We start from the raw sequence: 16,569 nt of genomic DNA, 5'->3' as shown, positions 1-16,569 counted from the left end.
GCCACCCACACGGGTGATCAGAGCCCGCAGTGACCGTTCACTGCGGCGAAACCACGACCCCCAGCAACCCGGGCCCCGTGTGCGCCCCGATCACCGCCCCGACCTCGCTGACATGCAGATCGGCCAGCTCGGGCACCCGTGCCCGCAACCGGTCGGCGAGGGCCGAGGCCCGGTCCGGGGCGGCGAGATGGTGGACGGCGACATCGACCTGGGCGCTGCCCGCACGCTCGGCCGCGATCTCCTCAAGCCGGGCGATCGCCTTCGACGCGGTCCGCACCTTCTCCAGCGGTTCGATACGGCCGTCGGCCAGTTGCAGCAGCGGCTTCACCGCGAGCGCCGAGCCCAGCAGGGCCTGCGCGGCACCGATACGGCCGCCCCGGCGCAGGTAGTCGAGGGTGTCGACGTAGAAGTAGGCGGATGTGCCGGCGGCCCGCTTCTCCGCGGCCGTGACGGCTTCGTCCATCGTGCCGCCCGACTCCGCGGTCTGCGCCGCGGCGAGCGCGCAGAAGCCGAGCGCCATCGCGATCATGCCGGTGTCCACCACCCGCACGGGCACCGGCGCCTGCCGCGCGGCGGCGACGGCCGCGTCGTACGTACCGGAGAGCTCGGCGGAGAGATGGAGGGAGACGATGCCGGTGGCGCCGGACTCGGCGACCTTGCGGTACGTCTCCTCGAAGAGCGCGGGGCTGGGCCGCGAGGTGGTCACCGGGCGCCGCTTCTGCAAAGCCTGGGCGAGGGCTCGGGTCGAGATCTCGGTGCCCTCCTCCAGCGCCCGGTCGCCGAGGACGACGGTCAGAGGCACCGCTGTGATGCCGTGGCGCTCCATCGTCCGGGCCGGCAGGTAGGCCGTTGAATCGGTGACGATCGCGACATGGCGGGACATGAGCTGGAGGTTACCTGCCGTAGTGCCCGTGCGGCAGCCCGGCCCCCGTGCCCTGTGATGCGAGTGGCCGGATCAAGTGGTGCTCTCGGGGCGGGGCTTCTTCTGCCAGGGGTAGGTGGGGCGCGGCCCCGACGGGCTGATGGCGGGCCGTGCCGGCTCCTGCGCCTGGTTGGACTGCGGGGTCTGAGGCCAGGTCTGCCCGGCCGTGGCGTCATCGGCGGCGGGTGCCTCGGGCCACGGCGTCGCGGCCGACTGCGGCTTCGGCGAGGCGGCGGGCCCGGGCTCCGGCTCCGTCGTCCAGTGCCGCAGCGCCCCGGCCTCCACGTCGATCTGGGCGCTGAGCGTGTCCAGGTCGTCCTCCGCGAAGCGGCGGGCTCGGTCGCGGACCGCCCAGCGCAGGGCGTCCGCCGACTGTGTGATGCGTTCGGTGCGCTCACGCAGCTCGGGCAGCCGGGCGGTGAGCGCGGTGCGATCGGGCTCGGTCTCCAGGCGTTTCAGCTCGTCGTCCAGCTCGTGCCCGTGGGCGCCGAGCCGCTCGAAGAGGCCGATGGACTCCTTCAGGGACTCGTCCTCGGCGACGGCCGCGTGCAGCGCGTCCTGGGTGGCGCGCATCGACGTGCGCAGTTTCAGACGGAGTTGGGCGAGCTCCCCCGCGGCGCCCGGCTGGGCGAAGGACTTGGCCCGCAGGGTGTGGTCCTCGACCGTGCGGCGGGCCTGCGTGATGCCCCGGTCCACGCCGCGCTTGGCGGCGCCGACCACCTTGACCGTGGCGTACACACCGAGCCCCAGAAAGAGGACGAAAAGCAGGGCGAACACTGCGATCACTGCTTCCACCGGCTCCTCCTCAGGGCGTCTCGGCACATCTCACGCCGCTCCTCAACGGTAAACGCAACAGGCAGGCCCGGAGTTCCAGAAAAACCCCGAACCTGCCCGTAGGGGACCACCCCGATGGAGGCCTGCGAGGCCCCTGCGTGCCCGCCCGTGCGTCCTCGCCGGTGCGTCCTCGCCCGTGCGTCCTGGCCCGTGTGCCCTCGCCCCTGCCTACGCCGGAACGATGTTCACCAGCTTCGGCGCCCGCACGATCACCTTCCGGATCCCGGCCCCGCCCAGCGCGGCGGTGACCTTCTCGTCCGCCAGGGCGACCTTCTCCAGCTCGTCCTCGGAGATCGACGGCGAGACCTCCAGCCGCGCCTTGACCTTGCCCTTGATCTGCACGACACAGGTCACGGTCTCGTCGACCACGTACGCCGGGTCGGCCACCGGGAAGTCCTGGTGGACGACCGAGTCGGTGTGCCCCAGCTTGCGCCACAGCTCCTCGGCGATGTGCGGGGCCAGCGGCGCGACCATCAGCACCAGCGGCTCCGCGACGGACCGCGGCACTGCCCCGCCCGCCTTGGTCAGGTGGTTGTTCAGCTCGGTGACCTTGGCGATGGCGGTGTTGAACCGCATGCCCTCCAGGTCCCCGCGCACACCGTCGATCGCCTTGTGCAGGGCGCGCAGCGTCTCCTCGTCCGGCTCCGCGTCGACGACGGTCACCTCTCCGGTCGCCTCGTCGACGATGTTGCGCCACAGCCGCTGCAGCAGCCGGAACTGGCCCACCACCGCGCGCGTGTCCCAGGGCCGGGAGACGTCCAGCGGGCCCATCGCCATCTCGTACAGCCGCAGCGTGTCGGCGCCGTACTCGGCGCAGATCTCGTCCGGAGTGACCGCGTTCTTCAGGGACTTGCCCATCTTGCCCAGCAGCCGGGAGACCTTCTCGCCCTGGTGGTAGTACACGCCGTCGCGCTCCTCCACCTCGGCGGCCGGCACCGCGATGCCACGGCTGTCGCGGTAGACGTAGGCCTGGATCATGCCCTGGTTGAACAGCTTGTGGAACGGCTCGGCCGAGGAGACGTGCCCCAGGTCGTACAGCACCTTGGACCAGAAGCGCGCGTACAGCAGGTGCAGCACGGCGTGCTCGGCGCCGCCGACGTACAGGTCGACACCGCCGTGCGGCATGCCCTCGCGCGGGCCCATCCAGTACTGCTCGACCTCCGGGTCGACCAGCTGCTCGCTGTTGTGCGGGTCCAGGTAGCGCAGCTCGTACCAGCAGGAACCGGCCCAGTTGGGCATGGTGTTGGTCTCACGCCGGTACCGCTTGGGACCGTCGCCCAGGTCCAGCGTGACGTTGACCCAGTCCTCGTTGCGGGACAGCGGGGTCTCGGGCTGGGTGTCGGCGTCGTCCGGGTCGAAGGTGCGCGGCGAGTAGTCCTCGACCTCGGGCAGTTCCAGGGGCAGCATCGACTCGGGCAGCGCGTGGGCGATGCCGTCCTCGTCGTAGACGATCGGGAAGGGCTCGCCCCAGTAGCGCTGGCGGCTGAACAGCCAGTCGCGCAGCCGGAAGTTGACGGTGCCCTCGCCGATGCCCTTGCTCTCCAGCCATTCGGTGATGCGCGCCTTGGCCTCGGCGACGCCCAGGCCGTCCAGGCTGACCTCGTCGTTCGACGAGTTGATGATCCTGGCGTCGTAGGACGAGAAGGCGTTCTCCCACGTCGCGGTGTCCGTGCCGCGGCCGTCGGTCGGCTCGACGATGCAGTGGATCGGCAGCTCGAAGGCGCGCGCGAACTCGAAGTCACGCTGGTCACCGGCCGGGACGGCCATGATCGCACCGGTGCCGTAGCCCATCAGCACGTAGTCGGCGATGAAGACCGGGACCTGCTCGCCGTTGACCGGGTTGGTCGCGTACGCGCCGATGAAGACGCCGGTCTTGTCCTTGGCCTCGGCCTGCCGCTCCACGTCGGACTTGGACGCGGCCTGTGCGCGGTAGGCGGCGACGGCCTCACCGGGGGTGGCGTGGCCGCCCGTCCACACCTCGTGGGTGCCCTCCGGCCAGGCGGCCGGGGTGAACTTCTCGACCAGCGGGTGCTCGGGCGCCAGCACCATGTAGGTCGCGCCGAACAGGGTGTCCGGGCGGGTGGTGAAGACGGTGATGCGCTCGCCGTCGATGGGGAAGTCGACGCGGGCGCCCTCCGAACGGCCGATCCAGTTGCGCTGCTGCAGCTTGATGGCCTCGGGCCAGTCCAGCTCCTCCAGGTCCTCCAGCAGCCGGTCGGCGTAGGCCGTGATGCGCATGTTCCACTGGCGCAGCTTGGCCTTGAAGACCGGGAAGTTGCCGCGCTCGGAGCGGCCCTCGGCGGTGACCTCCTCGTTGGCCAGCACGGTGCCCAGTCCGGGGCACCAGTTGACCGGCGCGTCGGAGGCGTAGGCCAGCCGGAACTCGCCCAGGACGTCGGCCTTCTCGGCGGCGCTCAGCTCGCTCCACGCGCGCGGGTGGCCCGGTACGGGCCGCTCACCCGACTCGAACTGCTCGATCAGTTCGGAGATCGGGCGGGCCTTCCTCGCCTCGTGGTCGTACCAGGAGTTGAAGATCTGCAGGAAGATCCACTGGGTCCACTTGTAGTACTCCGGGTCGATCGTGGCGAACGACCGGCGCTTGTCGTGGCCCAGGCCCAGCCGGCGCAGCTGGGACTTCATGTTCTCCATGTTGGCTTCGGTGGACGCGCGCGGGTGCGTGCCGGTCTGCACGGCGTACTGCTCGGCGGGCAGGCCGAAGGCGTCGAAGCCCAGGGTGTGCAGGACGTTGTGGCCGGTCATGCGCTGGAACCGGGCGAAGACGTCCGTGGCGATGTAGCCCAGCGGGTGGCCTACGTGCAGGCCCGCACCCGAGGGGTACGGGAACATGTCCATGATGAACTTCTTGGGCTTGGCGACGGTGCCCGGATCGCCCGCCAGGTCGCCCTTCGGGTTGGGCGCGCCGTAGGTGCCGTCGGCGTCCCAGAAGTCCTGCCAGCGTGCTTCGATCTCGGCAGCCATCGCGGCCGTGTAGCGGTGCGGCGCTGCCACCTCGGAGGCGGCAGCGGGGTTCGTCTCGCTCATGATCCTCAAAGCTCCATCGATCGTCTCTGCCTGCGGCTGTGTGGTTCGAGAAACGAAAAATCCCCTCGCACAGGAGGGGACGCCGCGCCGATTCCGGCCACTCGACTCGTCCGGTGGCCGGGACTGATCAGCGCGGCCCGCTAAGCAGAAGGCGTACGGCACGCATGGCGTTAGGGTACCGCAGGCCCCCAGCGCGCCGCGACGCGCTTCCGATGGGCCGTTTCGGCGCCCAAAAGCTGAACCAGAGTCAAAAGTTACTTCGCGTAACAGCAGCTAAGGGACATCACAACAGCCACATTGTCCTTTGATAACAACGCAATAACTCAAACCTCGTACCCATCGGTATGGCGCCGCTTAGAGTGCGGCAGCGGGACCGCTTTCCCGAACCGCTCGGAGTTGCCCCCATGAACCCTCATCGCAGTAACAGCTCGCTACGCCCGGTCACCGGGATGTGGGGAGGCCGGCCGTGACGAATTACGACTCCACGGTGGACGACTCGTTCGCCGACTTCCTCAACTTCGGCGCCGGCGTGCTGTCCCTCGTGTGTCTCTCCTGCTCGGTGATCTGGGGGCTCGTCGCCCAGGACCGGATCCTGCTGGACACGCGCCGGCGCATCCTGGCGCAGGCCGTGCACCGGACCACGGCGGTCGCCTCGATCGTCTTCCTCCTGGTGCACATCGGGGTCAAACTGGCGCTCGCCCACACCACGTGGGTCGCGGTGTTCATCCCCTTCGGACTCATCGCCAGCGACAACGACGAGCTCATGGGCCGGTCGTTCCTCGTCGGCCTCGGCACCCTGGCCAGCATGCTCATGATCTTCGTGGGCATCACGGGCGTGCTGCGCAACCGCTTCGCGTCCCCCGCGCCCGTCGCGGCCCGCTGGCGGGCCATGCACATGCTGGCCTACCCGGCCTGGTGCGCCGCCCTGGTCCACGGCCTCTACGCGGGCCGCCAGGCCAAGCCGATCTTCGTCATCCTGTACTGCCTGTCCCTGGCCGGCGTGGCCGCAGCCCTCGCTCTGCGCGCCGCTCCGCGCCCGGTCAAGCGCAAGGTCGCCGACAGGTTCGCCCAGCTCATCGGCCCCGGGGAGGGCCAGGGCCGCCGGGACCTGGAGGAGAGCCGGGCACGGGCGGGCACCGGCTCCGCGCTGCCGGGCTACGAGGGCCGGGACACTCCCGTGGGGGCCATGGCCTCCTCGTCGGGGCCGCGGTACGAGAAGGCGGAGCGCCCCTCGCCGCAGGAGTCCACGAGCGGCTTCGCAGCGGCCTACCGGGCCGTCTCGAGCCCGCCCCTGGGGCAGCAGGCCTTCGCGCCGGGGCCGACCAACCGCATGGAGCTGCCGCTCGACATGCAGCCCACCGAGACCATCCCCACCGTGGACGGCCCCTCCAGCACCTCGGGCAACTGGCCGATCCCGTCCCCGCCGCCGGTCGGCGAGGCGCCGCCGTCGGCCTACGACCCGCTCCAGGACACGGGCTTCAACATCCCGCCCTATGACCCGCTCCAGGACACCGGACAAAACATCCCGGCCTATGGCAATCCAGGCGCCGCTGGCTATGGATCGAGTGACGTGTACGACACGGGTGAGACGAACGCCGTCTACGACACGTACTACCCGAACGACACGTACAACAGCGGTCCCGCCACTGAAACACTGCCCGGTGCGTCCTACGACTTCGACGCGCCGGGATCGGGCGAACCTTGGAACACGCCTTCCGGAGGCTTTAAGTGAACGAGGCTTTGCCTGACGTACCCGAAGTCCGCGTGGTCGGTCTTCCCCAGCTCACGTCTGGCTTCGACCTTGTCGATCGGCTCGACCTGCCCATGCACCTGAAGGTGCACGGGCCACTTGAGCCGATGGGCGGCGAGCAGCTCGCGCAACTCGCCGAACGCATCAACCTGAAGGGCCGCGGCGGCGCGGGCTTCCCCTTCCACAAGAAGCTGCGCTCGGTCGCCGAGGCGGCGATCAAGCGCGGCGTCCGGCCGGTCGTCGTCGTGAACGGCAGCGAGGACGAGCCGGCCTGCCGCAAGGACACGGTGCTGATCAACCGTGCTCCCCATCTGATCCTGGACGGCGCACTGCTGTGCGCCGAGGCGCTGGGTGCCCGCACGCTCGTGGTGGGGGTCACCCGTGAGTCCACGCAGCGCTCCATGGAGGCCGCGCTCGCCGAACGCGGGCTCAACAACGGCCGGAGATCGGCTCTCCGCGCGCGCGTGCAGCGCAATCCGGTGCGTATGGTCACCGGCGCCGCCGCGTCGCTGATCCGCTCCATCGACGGCGGCCCGGCCATCCCGCCGGGCCGCAAGGTCAGCGCCTCGCAGAACGGCGTCGGCGGCGCGCCCACGCTGCTGTCCAACGCCGAGACCTTCGCCCAACTGGCCATCGCCGCCCGCATCGGCCCGGAGCGCTACGGCAACACCGGCCTGTACGACGAGCCGGGCACGGTCATGCTCACGGTCTCCGGCGCGGTCGCCCGCCCCATGGTGATCGAGGTCCCGACGGGCGTGCCGCTGCGGTACGTCCTCCAGCTCGCCGGCGCCCCGCCGGTACCCCAGGGCGTGCTCACCGGCGGCTACCACGGCAAGTGGATCGACGCCGCGACCGTCAACGAGGCGATCGTCTCGCGCAACTCCCTGGACGCGGTGGGCGGTGCGCTCGGCGCCGGCGCGATCCTGCCGATCACTCAGGAGACCTGCCCGCTGGGCGAGTCACTGCGCGTCGCCCAGTGGCTGGCGGAGGAGAGCGCGGGCCAGTGCGGCCCCTGCTACCTCGGTCTGCCGGCCGCCGCGCGCGGTCTGGAGGACATCCTCAACGGCGGCGGACCGGCCGCCCTGGAGGCGCTCAAGCAGGTCGCCAAGAACGTGAAGCGGCGCGGCGCGTGCTCGCACCCGGACGGCTCCGCGATGTTCATCGAGTCGACCATCAAGGCGTTCACGGACGACCTGGCCGCCCACGTCCTCGGCAACGGCTGCGGACGGCCCGTGGAGGGCGTTCTGCCGCTGTTCGAGGGCGGCAGGGCCCCTACGGGCATCCCGGGCGGCGGCGAGTCCGAGGAGAACGGCCCCAGCCGCCAGAAGATCTACGTCGACTGGACGCTGTGCCGGGGCCACGGCCTGTGCGCGGACATCCTCCCCGAGGTGTTCCAGCTCGGCGCGGACGGCTTCCCGACCGTGGCCCAGGCGCAGGTGCCGCGGTACGCCGAGGCCAAGGCTCTACGCGCGGTGCGCCGCTGCCCGGCGCTGGCCCTGCGCATCGAGGAGGACACCCGCGCCCAGGGCGGCGCGCCGTCCCGCAACCTCCCGGTCCTGTCCCAGGGCCGCGGCCGCCGCGCTCTCGGCCGCTGAGCACACGTACGGCGGGCTTCCCCCGGGGAAGCCCGCCGTACGCGTACACGGACACCGCACACGAAGAAGGCGGCCCATCCGATCGGATGGCCCGCCTTCTCATCTGCTGTGGAGCTAAGGAGAATTGAACTCCTGACCTCCTGCATGCCATGCAGGCGCTCTACCAACTGAGCTATAGCCCCTTGCTGTGTTGCCTCCGGTTTCCCCCGGCGGCGACGCCAACATTACTGGTCCTCCGGGCCCAACACCAAATCCATTTCGCCTCGTACGGAGATGCCCGATATGCCGGGTTCACACCGACCGGCGGGCGCTAGGCCGTGACGAACGAATAGAACCGCTTGAGCGTGCAGTGCTCCTCCAGAAGCCGGCCGTAGATCGGCTCGCCCTCCAGCTCGCGGTACGTCTCGATCGGGTCGCCCTTTATGATCAGCGCCCGCGCGCACTCCTCGCACCAGTACTGGTAGTCGGGATTGATCGGCTCCATGTCGCGGACGATCGGAGTCCCGCTGCCACACCAGTCGCATTTCCGCCTGTGTGCACCCATCGATCAGCTCCAGCTGTGGCCGCAGGCCGTGCACACGTAGGAGATCCCGCCGTTGTCGCCGAGCATCTGGGCCACGTGCGCGGAACCGCAGGAAGGGCAGCTGAGGCGGGTCGACATCTCCCGTGTCAATGCTGCTCCGAGGAGGTGGTCGACCTCCTCGAGGATGCTCGCAGGCATCGCTACTCCCTCCCGTCGGGCCGCGCCCCCTTCCGGCCGTTTGATTCTGCCACGACCGGACCAATACGGTCAGCGACGCCTCAGTACCAGTCCGGACACGGCAACCCGGCGGGGCCGTAGAGGTATACGCCTCAGGGGCCCGAGTGACTCAAGGGGGAGCATGAAAAATCCCGCCCCCTGACGGGAACGGGATCTTGTCGTGGAGCTAAGGAGAATTGAACTCCTGACCTCCTGCATGCCATGCAGGCGCTCTACCAACTGAGCTATAGCCCCTCGTGTTCGTCTCCGCTGGCGGGGCGAACAAGAAGAACTTTAGCCTGCGACCTGCCGGAAAGTGAAATCCGGGGGTCAGTCGTCGTCGCCGAGCACCGGTTCCGGCAGGGTGCCGGCGTTGTGCTCCAGCAGGCGCCAGCCGCGGGCGCCTTCACCGAGGACGGACCAGCAGCAGTTGGAGAGTCCGCCGAGGGTCTCCCAGTTGTGGGGGTCCAGGGCGAGGAGGCGGCCGATGGTGGTGCGGATGGTGCCGCCGTGGCTGACCACGACGAGCGTGCCGTTCTCGGGGAGCTTCTCGGCATGCCGCAGCACCACGGGGGCGGCGCGGTCGGCGACCTCGGTCTCCAGCTCGCCACCACCGCGGCGCACCGGCTCGCCGCGCTTCCACGCGGCGTACTCGTCGCCGTACCGGGCGATGATCTCCTCGTGCGTCAGGCCCTGCCAGGCGCCCGCGTAGGTCTCACGCAGCGCCTCGTCGTGGGTCACGTCGAGGCCCGTGAGCGCGGCGAGCTCGGCGGCCGTGTTCGCGGCCCGCTTCAGGTCGGACGCGACGATCGCGTCCGGCTTCAGGGCGTCCAGCAGCCGGGCCGCGCGCCGGGCCTGGGCGACGCCGGTCTCGGTGAGCTCGACGTCCGTGGTGCCCTGGAAGCGGCGCTCCACGTTCCACGCGGTCTGGCCGTGCCGCCAGAGGATGATGCGGCGGCCCCGGCCCTTGCCGGTGGACGTCTCACTGAAGGAGGTCACCGCCAGTCACCGTCCAGCTCCGCCGCCTCCTCGGCCGCTCGCAGCTTGGCGTGCTCCTCGGCCTTGCCGCGGGTGGCCTTGGCGTCCTCGGGCAGCTCCACCTCGGGGCAGTCCTTCCACAGCCGCTCCAGGGCATAGAAGACGCGCTCCTCGCTGTGCTGGACGTGGACGACGATATCGACGTAGTCGAGCAGCACCCAGCGGGCCTCGCGGTCGCCCTCGCGGCGCACCGGTTTGGCGCCGAGTTCCTTGCTGAGGCGCTCCTCGATCTCGTCGACGATCGACTTGACCTGGCGGTCGTTGGGCGCGGAGGCCAGCAGGAAGGCGTCCGTGATGGACAGCACGTCACTGACGTCGTAGGCGACGATGTCGTGTGCCAGCTTGTCGGCGGCCGCCTGGGCGGCGGTGTTGATCAGCTCGTGAGAGCGGTCGGTCACGGTCACTACAAGGCTTTCCGTCGGCGGTCACTTGCCACCAAGGGTCTCACGGACCGCCGCGCGCCCCCCACGCGATTACGTCGACCGCGTGGGGGGCACACTCCTGCCGGCTAGTCGGACGACGGCTTGTAGTCCTGGCCGAGGACGACGGCGACGTCGGCGCTCGCCGAGATCTTGCCCTTGGTGACGGAGCCCGCGGGCAGGCCCAGGGTCTTGGCGACCTCCGCCGCGTCGGCCTTGTCGGCGGCGTCGGCGTAGGTGACCTTGGACGTGGCCCGGGCGGAGCCGGCCGTGCCGCCCTCCAGGAAGGTGAAGCCGCCGTTGAGGAGCACGACGCGGGCCTTCTCCGTGTTGTCCTTCACACCGGTGGCGTTCTGCACGGAGACGCTGACGGCGGCGTCCTTGTCGGGGCTCTTGGCGGTGCCGCCGAGGACGTTCTTGACCACGCCCTCGCCGGCCTGGGCGCTGAGGGTGCCGTCGGCCTGGACGGGCAGCAGGTCCGTCCGGTAGTCGCCGCCCTTGGCGAGGTCGGAGAGCCCGGCGAGGAAGGAACCGAGGTCCTTGTCGGTCAGGGACGGGTCCAGGATCTGCGCCAGGGTCTGGATCGTGGTCGTCGCGGCCTGCGGGTCGGAGGACATCTTGCGCAGTACGCCCTGCAGGACCTGCCCGAAGCGCTCCAGCTGGGCGTTCTGGGCCTCGCCGGGGGCGCGGTAGGTGGCGTAGGCGACGGCCATCTTGCCGCTGAGGGTCTGGGCCTTGCCCTTGTTGACCAGGGGGGCCTCGCCCTTCTTCTTGGCGTCGGGGTCGGGGACGGCCGTGTCGGTGTCGACGTCGATGTTGCCGACGAGGTCGACGAGGTTCTGGAGGTAGGGGGTGTCCAGGCGCCAGGTGCCCTCGATGTCGGTGCCGAGGACGGTGTCGAGCGCGTCGCGGGTGCCGTCGGAGCCGTCGTCCTCGACCGACTTGGCGAGCGTCGTCGTGGTGCCGTCGTCGCTGGTCAGGGCGAGGGAGTTCGGCAGCAGGACGGTGGTGCCCCGCTTGGTGGTGGTGTTGTCGACGAGGAGGGCCGTGGCGGTGCCGCCGCCCTTGGTGTCGTGCAGGTGGACCACGATCACGTCGCGCTTCTGGGCGCCCGCGGCCGTTGCCGTGCCCGTCGCTGAGTCGTCGGAGGACAGGCCGGGCAGCTTCCCCGCGTACCAGAGGTAACCGACGCCGCCGACCGCGGCGAGCGCGAGGACGACGACCAAGGCGACGATCCGGCTGCGGGCGCGGCGCCGGGCCTCCTCGCGGCGCTCGGTGCGGTTCTCGGTGAACTTCAGCCAGTCGATGACGTCTTCGGAGTTGTCGTCGGGCTCCTCGACGAAGGCGAACTGCTCGGTGTGGTACTCCCGTTGTTCCCGTTGATGGCCGTCCCGGACTTCCTCGTCGTCGGCCGGGCCCGCCTGCTGCGGGATGTGGGCGGTCTGTTCGGCGACGCGGGGCTGCTGGGCCGTACCGGCGCCGGCCGCGGCCTGGCCGTACGGGTCGTGGGACGCCGTGCCGCCCTGGTGCTGCCCGGAGGCGTAGGGGTCGTAGGAGCCGTAGCCGGACTGCTGCCGGCCCGTGCCGTAGTCGTACGCGGGCGGGGGCTGCTGCCCGGCCGTGGCGTACGGGTCGTAGCCGTAGCCCTGCTGTTGCTGCTGGGCGTACGAGTCGTACGCCTGCTGCTGGGGCTGCTGGGCCTGGACCTGCCGGTAGACAGGTTGGCCGTACTCGTCGTAGCCGACGAGCTCGTACTGGTCGTCCCCGTACCCCGGGTCGTATCGGTCGTTCACCGGTGCCCCTCTCGGCTCACTCGCCGCGGTACAGCTCGCGCTTGTCGATGTAGCGCACGACTCCGTCCGGCACCAGATACCAGATGGGGTCGCCGTTGGCGACTCTCGCACGGCAGTCCGTGGAGGAGATGGCGAGGGCGGGGACCTCGACGAGGGAGACGCCGCCCTCCGGGAGTCCTGGGTCGTTCAGGTGGTGGCCGGGCCGGGTGACCCCGATGAAGTGCGCGAGCGAGATCAGTTCCTCGCTGTCCCGCCAGGTGAGGATCTGGGCGAGCGCGTCGGCGCCGGTGATGAAGAACAGGTCCGTGTCGGGGTTGAGCGCGCGCAGGTCGCGCAGGGTGTCCACGGTGTAGGTGGGGCCGCCGCGGTCGATGTCGATGCGGCTCACGGAGAACTGCGGGTTCTCCGCGGTCGCGATGACCGTCATCAGGTAGCGGTCCTCGGCCGGGGAGACGCTGCGGTGGCTCTTCTGCCAGGGCTGGCCGGTCGGGACGAAGACCACCTCGTCGAGGTGGAACGCCGCGGCGACCTCACTGGCCGCCACCAGGTGCCCGTGGTGGATCGGGTCGAAGGTTCCGCCCATGACGCCGAGGCGGCGCTTGCCCAGCTGGGGCCGGCCGTTTCCGGGGCCGTCGATCTGGCGGTGCGCCGTGGCGGCACGGCGGGGCTCCGAGTGTCGCTCGGTGCCGCTCGCCGTGTCCTGTGCCGGGTCGTGCGGCGTCTCGTTCGCCGGACCGGTAGGCATGTCCTGCTCTCCCATGCGTGCAGACCCTACCGGCCCTTCCTGAGGGGCCCGGCCGCCCCTGTGGTCCCCGGGGCGCCCGGCCGGGCTCAGCGGTCGCGGTTGAAGCGGGTGGTGATCCACAGCAGGAGCAGCAGGGCGAAGAGGGCGCCACCACCGGTGAGGTAGGGGCTGAGGCTCTCGTGGTTACCGCCGTGCTCCTCGCCCTCGGCGGCGAGGGTGACCAACTGGGCAGCGGTGCTGTGGAAGCTCATCTTCGGCAGGACCTATCGCGTGTGGGCGGGTTAAAGACGTCGGCTCATCGTAAGCGGGCGCCCCGGCCGCGATCACCCCGACTCCGCCTCTTCGTGACACGGAGCCGGTGCGCGGTCCCGCCCGGCCCGTTCCCGGGGTCCGGCGGGGAACCTTCCCGGTGCCTCAGTCGTCCTTCCGTCTGTAGCCGCGCAGCAGGAACCACCCGGTCAGCACACAGCCCACGATCATCACGAGCAGTACGTACCGCAGCATCCCCGGCCCTCCTTGCCGCTCGGCGGCGGTCGCGGCCTCGGCGAGCCAGGCGGCTGCGGGGTGGTGCTCCATGGCGGTGGTCTCCTTCGCTGTACTGCCCGACCACCGTAACTCCGCCTAGGCTGGGCTCTGCCTCGGGGAAGCAAAAGGCCGCACAAGGGGCCGCAAAGGTCATACAGACGCACATGGGGGAAGACATGTCCGACGGCCACGAGCACCACGGGCACGAGCACGTGCCGAGCAGGCAGCGCAGGCGCTTCCCCGGAATCTCCTCGCGTACGTACGAGCACCCGGCCGACCGTTCCGCCCTGGTGGCCCTGCGCAAGCTGAGCGGTTTCGACACGGTGTTCAAGGCGCTCAGCGGCCTGCTGCCCGAGCGCAGTCTGAGGCTGCTGTTCCTGTCCGACTCGGTGCGGGTGTCGGACCAGCAGTTCTCCCACCTGAACGTGATGCTGCGGGACGCCTGCTACATCCTGGACCTGGAGAAGGTCCCGCCGATGTACGTGAACCAGGACCCGCAGCCCAACGCGATGTGCATCGGTCTGGACGAGCCGATCATCGTGGTCACGACGGGGCTCGTCGAGCTGCTCGACGAGGAGGAGATGCGGGCGGTCATCGGCCACGAGGTGGGGCACGCGCTGTCCGGGCACTCGGTCTACCGGACCATCCTGCTGTTCCTGACCAGCCTCGCCGTCCGGGTCGCCTGGATCCCGCTGGGCAACCTCGCGATCATGGCGATCGTGACCGGGCTGCGGGAGTGGTTCCGCAAGTCGGAGCTGTCCGCGGACCGGGCGGGGCTGCTCGTCGGGCAGGACCTTCAGGCGTCCATGCGGGGTCTGATGAAGATCGCGGGCGGCAACCACCTGCACGAGATGAACGTGGACGCGTTCCTCGAGCAGGCCGAGGAGTACGAGGCCGGGGGCGACCTGCGCGACTCGGTGCTGAAGATCCTGAACGTGCTGCCGCGCTCCCACCCCTTCACCACCGTGCGGGCGGCCGAGCTGAAGAAGTGGGCCGAGTCCCGGGACCACCAGCGGATCATGGACGGCCACTACCCGCGGCGCGACGAGGACAAGGACACCTCGGTCCGGGACTCCTGGCGGGATTCGGCGAACCACTACACGACACATGTGAAGAGTTCCAAGGACCCGCTGATGAAGCTGGTCACGGACCTCGCCGGTGGCGCCGGCGACCTGGGCGACCGCGTCCGCCGGGGCTTCGGCGGCTTCACGAACTCGGCTCAGAAGCCGCCCCGGGACCCCGAGACGCCGGGCCCGTCGGACTCCCCGGGAGACGAACAGCCGCCGCGCGACGACAGCTGAGGCGCCCTGGAGAGCCCGTCTCACACCCTCGGCTGCGCGCTGGTCGCCAGCGTGCCGCACAGGGCCGTGGCGCTGCCCGTGGCGTAGGGGTCCGTGCCGGCGGGGCCGCCTTCCTTGGCCGTCTGGCCGGCCAGGAGAGGCCGCAGGTGGTTCGTGGAGTCCTCGGCGCAGGAGAGCGGCCCGGCCTGGACGTAGGAGACGACGAGCTGGCCCTGGTGCAGGCGCAGGTCGTCGCGGTCGAAGCGGAAGTGCAGCTCGCGCCGGACGGTGAACAGGGACACCTCGGCCTTGGCACCGGCCCCGGCGGGCTTCAGTGCGTAGACGAGCGTGTGGTCGGCGGTGACCTCAAGCGTGGACGAGTCGACCTCGGCGGCCTGGAGCGTGCCCTGGACCCGCACCTTGCGGTCGGCCAGCTCGGCGCGGGAGGGGTCGAAGCGGACGAGCCAGCCGGTGGGCGCGTGGCGTCCGTCCGCGGTGGGACGGGCGAAGCTCTGGTCGAACTGGTCCAGCTGGTCGGGGTCCAGCAGGAGCCGGACGGCGCGGACCTCACCGCCCATGAGCACGTCCGGGTCGAGGGCGGAGCGGACGATGTAGTCCTTGGCGGTGGTCAGGGCGCTGACGACCTGGCTGTCCGAGAAGTGCGAGGTGCGCCGCGAGGCGGGCAGCGGTACGCCCTCCGCGCCGCTCTTGAACTGCGCGGCGGGGCTGCGCTCGTACAGGTACGCCCGGTCGGCCGTGCCGGGCACCTTGCCCTCGGGGGCGAGCGGGATGACGGTCATCCGCAGGGGCTCGGCGGACTCCCGGGCGGCGGGGGTCTGGTAGGGGTGGCGTACCCCCATGTAGATCGCGGTGCCGAAGGCGAGGGCGATCAGCAGGACCAGGACCAGTGCCTGCCGGGACAGGCCCCGGCGCAGGGGCGGCCGGCGTCGCACGGCGGGCGCGTGGTCGGCGATGCGCTCCTGCGCGGAGAACTCCTGGAGGCGGGCAGCACGGACGAACGACTCGTCGAAGACGACGGATCGATACTCGTCCTCTCCACCTCCGGGAGCGCCCTCTGGTGTCCCCTCAGGTGGGTCTCCAGGCCCGCCCATATCTTCAGGGTAGGTCTCCGGAAGCTCGGGTAAACGCCCGGCCGCACCACAAGTTCTGACAGGTACTCACCAGGACGGGCGGGTTCCGGTCAGGGGGTGCGCGGGATCACCGAGACGGCCGGCTGGGAGTAGTCGGCGGAAGCGGAGGGAGCCGCCCCGCTGCCCTGTTCCAGGCCGGTCGAGGTGGGCGCCGGCACGGGCTCCTCACGGTTGGAGGACGCACCCCGGTAGACCGCCGTGAAGGCCAGCGCGACCATGCCGACGCCCATCACGACGGCGAGCAGCCAGGCGACGGGACGGTGCCAGCGGACCTGTTTGGAGTAGGGCCCCGTGCCGCCGTAGTGGTCCTCGAGGATGTCGGGGTCGTCCAGCTCGTCGAACTCGGGATCATGGCCGAAATCGCCGTGACCGTACCCGTCGTCGTACCGCTCGCCTCTGGAGTGGGCGCGGCGCGCCTCGGCCTCGGAGGCCTCGGCTCTCGCCTTGGCGGCGGCCAGGAGGCGCTCCACGGCGGTCGGCTCGTGCACCACGGCCGCGCGTACGAAGGCCTCGTCGAAGACCACGGAGGCGAACTCTTCGTCCGACACCCCGCGGTCGTGGTCGTCGTCGGGCTCCCGGCCGTCAGGAAACGGCGTGCCCCCCACGTCCTCCGGCACGGTTCCAGAGTAGACCTGGGGGGTCATTTTGGGCAGACGGTATGCAAATTCATCCGCCGGTTGAGACGGCGTTCACGGGGTGCCGCACGGCGCACGCCCGGCCCGTTCACCCCTGCCGC

Annotated in this window: 16 protein-coding genes and 2 tRNA genes; 3 read left to right on the top strand and 15 right to left on the bottom strand. The window is 70.5% G+C overall.

The window, feature by feature from the left end; genetic code table 11:
• Positions 1-37: 37 nt before the first annotated feature.
• From SCNRRL3882_RS27290 to leuS, 3 genes are all read right to left on the bottom strand, one after another.
• A complete protein-coding gene (locus SCNRRL3882_RS27290) occupies positions 38-883 on the bottom strand; it encodes a DegV family protein (RefSeq protein WP_010041999.1) in 846 nt (281 codons plus the stop codon).
• 72 nt (positions 884-955) lie between these two features.
• Complete coding sequence (locus SCNRRL3882_RS27285; RefSeq protein ID WP_029181316.1) at positions 956-1,717, bottom strand: hypothetical protein; 762 nt, start codon at positions 1,715-1,717, stop codon at positions 956-958.
• A 207-nt stretch (positions 1,718-1,924) separates the two neighbouring features.
• Positions 1,925-4,798 carry a leucine--tRNA ligase gene (gene leuS / locus SCNRRL3882_RS27280; RefSeq protein ID WP_010041994.1) on the bottom strand — a complete coding sequence of 958 codons (2,874 nt, stop codon included), beginning with the start codon at positions 4,796-4,798 and terminating at the stop codon, positions 1,925-1,927.
• A gap of 466 nt (positions 4,799-5,264) precedes the next feature.
• On the opposite strand from leuS, the gene SCNRRL3882_RS27270 reads away from it, so the two are divergent.
• Both SCNRRL3882_RS27270 and SCNRRL3882_RS27265 read left to right on the top strand, forming a co-directional pair.
• Positions 5,265-6,530, top strand: coding sequence for a ferric reductase-like transmembrane domain-containing protein (locus SCNRRL3882_RS27270; RefSeq protein ID WP_010041992.1), 1,266 nt, complete (start codon positions 5,265-5,267; stop codon positions 6,528-6,530).
• The gene (locus SCNRRL3882_RS27265; protein ID WP_029181314.1) at positions 6,527-8,143 is read left to right on the top strand and encodes an NADH-quinone oxidoreductase subunit NuoF family protein; all 1,617 of its coding nucleotides are present in this window, start codon (positions 6,527-6,529) and stop codon (positions 8,141-8,143) included. Before SCNRRL3882_RS27270 ends, SCNRRL3882_RS27265 begins: the two co-directional genes overlap by 4 nt.
• A gap of 109 nt (positions 8,144-8,252) precedes the next feature.
• Here SCNRRL3882_RS27265 and SCNRRL3882_RS27260 read toward each other — a convergent pair.
• The 10 genes from SCNRRL3882_RS27260 to SCNRRL3882_RS41165 all read right to left on the bottom strand — a co-directional run bounded on the left by SCNRRL3882_RS27260 (position 8,253) and on the right by SCNRRL3882_RS41165 (position 13,453).
• Positions 8,253-8,325: transfer RNA gene (locus tag SCNRRL3882_RS27260), tRNA-Ala, on the bottom strand.
• A gap of 128 nt (positions 8,326-8,453) precedes the next feature.
• A complete protein-coding gene (locus SCNRRL3882_RS27255; RefSeq protein WP_006136074.1) occupies positions 8,454-8,687 on the bottom strand; it encodes a hypothetical protein in 234 nt (77 codons plus the stop codon).
• A gap of 3 nt (positions 8,688-8,690) precedes the next feature.
• Complete coding sequence (locus SCNRRL3882_RS41175; protein ID WP_010041981.1) at positions 8,691-8,864, bottom strand: hypothetical protein; 174 nt, start codon at positions 8,862-8,864, stop codon at positions 8,691-8,693.
• 200 nt (positions 8,865-9,064) lie between these two features.
• A tRNA-Ala gene (locus SCNRRL3882_RS27245) sits at positions 9,065-9,137 on the bottom strand.
• Between the two features lie 75 nt (positions 9,138-9,212).
• Positions 9,213-9,881: a histidine phosphatase family protein gene (locus tag SCNRRL3882_RS27240; RefSeq protein WP_010041978.1), complete on the bottom strand. Its 669-nt coding sequence runs from the start codon at positions 9,879-9,881 to the stop codon at positions 9,213-9,215.
• On the bottom strand, positions 9,878-10,324 hold the full coding sequence (gene rsfS / locus SCNRRL3882_RS27235) for a ribosome silencing factor (RefSeq protein ID WP_010041976.1): 447 nt from the start codon (positions 10,322-10,324) through the stop codon (positions 9,878-9,880). The genes SCNRRL3882_RS27240 and rsfS overlap by 4 nt, the downstream gene beginning before the upstream one ends.
• 104 nt (positions 10,325-10,428) lie before the next feature.
• Entirely contained in the window at positions 10,429-12,132 is a 1,704-nt protein-coding gene (locus tag SCNRRL3882_RS27230) for an LCP family protein (protein WP_010041974.1), read from the bottom strand.
• Positions 12,133-12,148: 16 nt separating this feature from the next.
• Positions 12,149-12,892 (bottom strand): nicotinate-nucleotide adenylyltransferase, encoded by a 744-nt coding sequence (gene nadD, locus SCNRRL3882_RS27225; RefSeq protein WP_029181313.1) that lies wholly within the window; start codon positions 12,890-12,892, stop codon positions 12,149-12,151.
• A 71-nt stretch (positions 12,893-12,963) separates the two neighbouring features.
• Positions 12,964-13,128 (bottom strand): hypothetical protein, encoded by a 165-nt coding sequence (locus SCNRRL3882_RS41170; protein ID WP_010041970.1) that lies wholly within the window; start codon positions 13,126-13,128, stop codon positions 12,964-12,966.
• Positions 13,129-13,291: 163 nt separating this feature from the next.
• Positions 13,292-13,453, bottom strand: coding sequence for a hypothetical protein (locus SCNRRL3882_RS41165; protein ID WP_010041969.1), 162 nt, complete (start codon positions 13,451-13,453; stop codon positions 13,292-13,294).
• A 125-nt stretch (positions 13,454-13,578) separates the two neighbouring features.
• Here SCNRRL3882_RS41165 and SCNRRL3882_RS27220 point away from each other — a divergent pair, with 125 nt between their 5' ends.
• Positions 13,579-14,703 (top strand): M48 family metallopeptidase, encoded by a 1,125-nt coding sequence (locus SCNRRL3882_RS27220; protein WP_029181312.1) that lies wholly within the window; start codon positions 13,579-13,581, stop codon positions 14,701-14,703.
• Between the two features lie 20 nt (positions 14,704-14,723).
• On the opposite strand, the gene SCNRRL3882_RS27215 is transcribed toward SCNRRL3882_RS27220, so the two are convergent.
• Together SCNRRL3882_RS27215 and SCNRRL3882_RS27210 are read right to left on the bottom strand one after the other, a co-directional pair.
• A complete protein-coding gene (locus SCNRRL3882_RS27215) occupies positions 14,724-15,794 on the bottom strand; it encodes a hypothetical protein (RefSeq protein WP_010041966.1) in 1,071 nt (356 codons plus the stop codon).
• Positions 15,795-15,883: 89 nt separating this feature from the next.
• The gene (locus SCNRRL3882_RS27210) at positions 15,884-16,477 is read right to left on the bottom strand and encodes a hypothetical protein (RefSeq protein WP_010041965.1); all 594 of its coding nucleotides are present in this window, start codon (positions 16,475-16,477) and stop codon (positions 15,884-15,886) included.
• Positions 16,478-16,569: the final 92 nt, after the last annotated feature.

The sequence above is a fragment of the Streptomyces chartreusis NRRL 3882 genome (assembly GCF_900236475.1).
Taxonomy (GTDB): Bacteria; Actinomycetota; Actinomycetes; order Streptomycetales; family Streptomycetaceae; genus Streptomyces; species Streptomyces chartreusis_D.
Note: the sequence above shows the minus strand (reverse complement) of the source record. Positions and strands in the feature narration are given on the sequence as shown.

What these genes read in the sequence shown, in the direction of transcription:
- nadD (WP_029181313.1), bottom strand. Translation starts at nt 12,892, where the DNA reads ATGGGAGAGCAGGACATGCCTACCGGTCCGGCGAACGAGACGCCGCAC.
- SCNRRL3882_RS27215 (WP_010041966.1), bottom strand. Translation starts at nt 15,794, where the DNA reads ATGGGCGGGCCTGGAGACCCACCTGAGGGGACACCAGAGGGCGCTCCC.
- leuS (WP_010041994.1), bottom strand. Translation starts at nt 4,798, where the DNA reads ATGAGCGAGACGAACCCCGCTGCCGCCTCCGAGGTGGCAGCGCCGCAC.
- SCNRRL3882_RS41170 (WP_010041970.1), bottom strand. Translation starts at nt 13,128, where the DNA reads ATGAGCTTCCACAGCACCGCTGCCCAGTTGGTCACCCTCGCCGCCGAG.
- SCNRRL3882_RS27210 (WP_010041965.1), bottom strand. Translation starts at nt 16,477, where the DNA reads ATGACCCCCCAGGTCTACTCTGGAACCGTGCCGGAGGACGTGGGGGGC.
- SCNRRL3882_RS41175 (WP_010041981.1), bottom strand. Translation starts at nt 8,864, where the DNA reads ATGCCTGCGAGCATCCTCGAGGAGGTCGACCACCTCCTCGGAGCAGCA.
- SCNRRL3882_RS27220 (WP_029181312.1), top strand. Translation starts at nt 13,579, where the DNA reads ATGTCCGACGGCCACGAGCACCACGGGCACGAGCACGTGCCGAGCAGG.
- SCNRRL3882_RS41165 (WP_010041969.1), bottom strand. Translation starts at nt 13,453, where the DNA reads ATGGAGCACCACCCCGCAGCCGCCTGGCTCGCCGAGGCCGCGACCGCC.
- SCNRRL3882_RS27255 (WP_006136074.1), bottom strand. Translation starts at nt 8,687, where the DNA reads ATGGGTGCACACAGGCGGAAATGCGACTGGTGTGGCAGCGGGACTCCG.
- SCNRRL3882_RS27290 (WP_010041999.1), bottom strand. Translation starts at nt 883, where the DNA reads ATGTCCCGCCATGTCGCGATCGTCACCGATTCAACGGCCTACCTGCCG.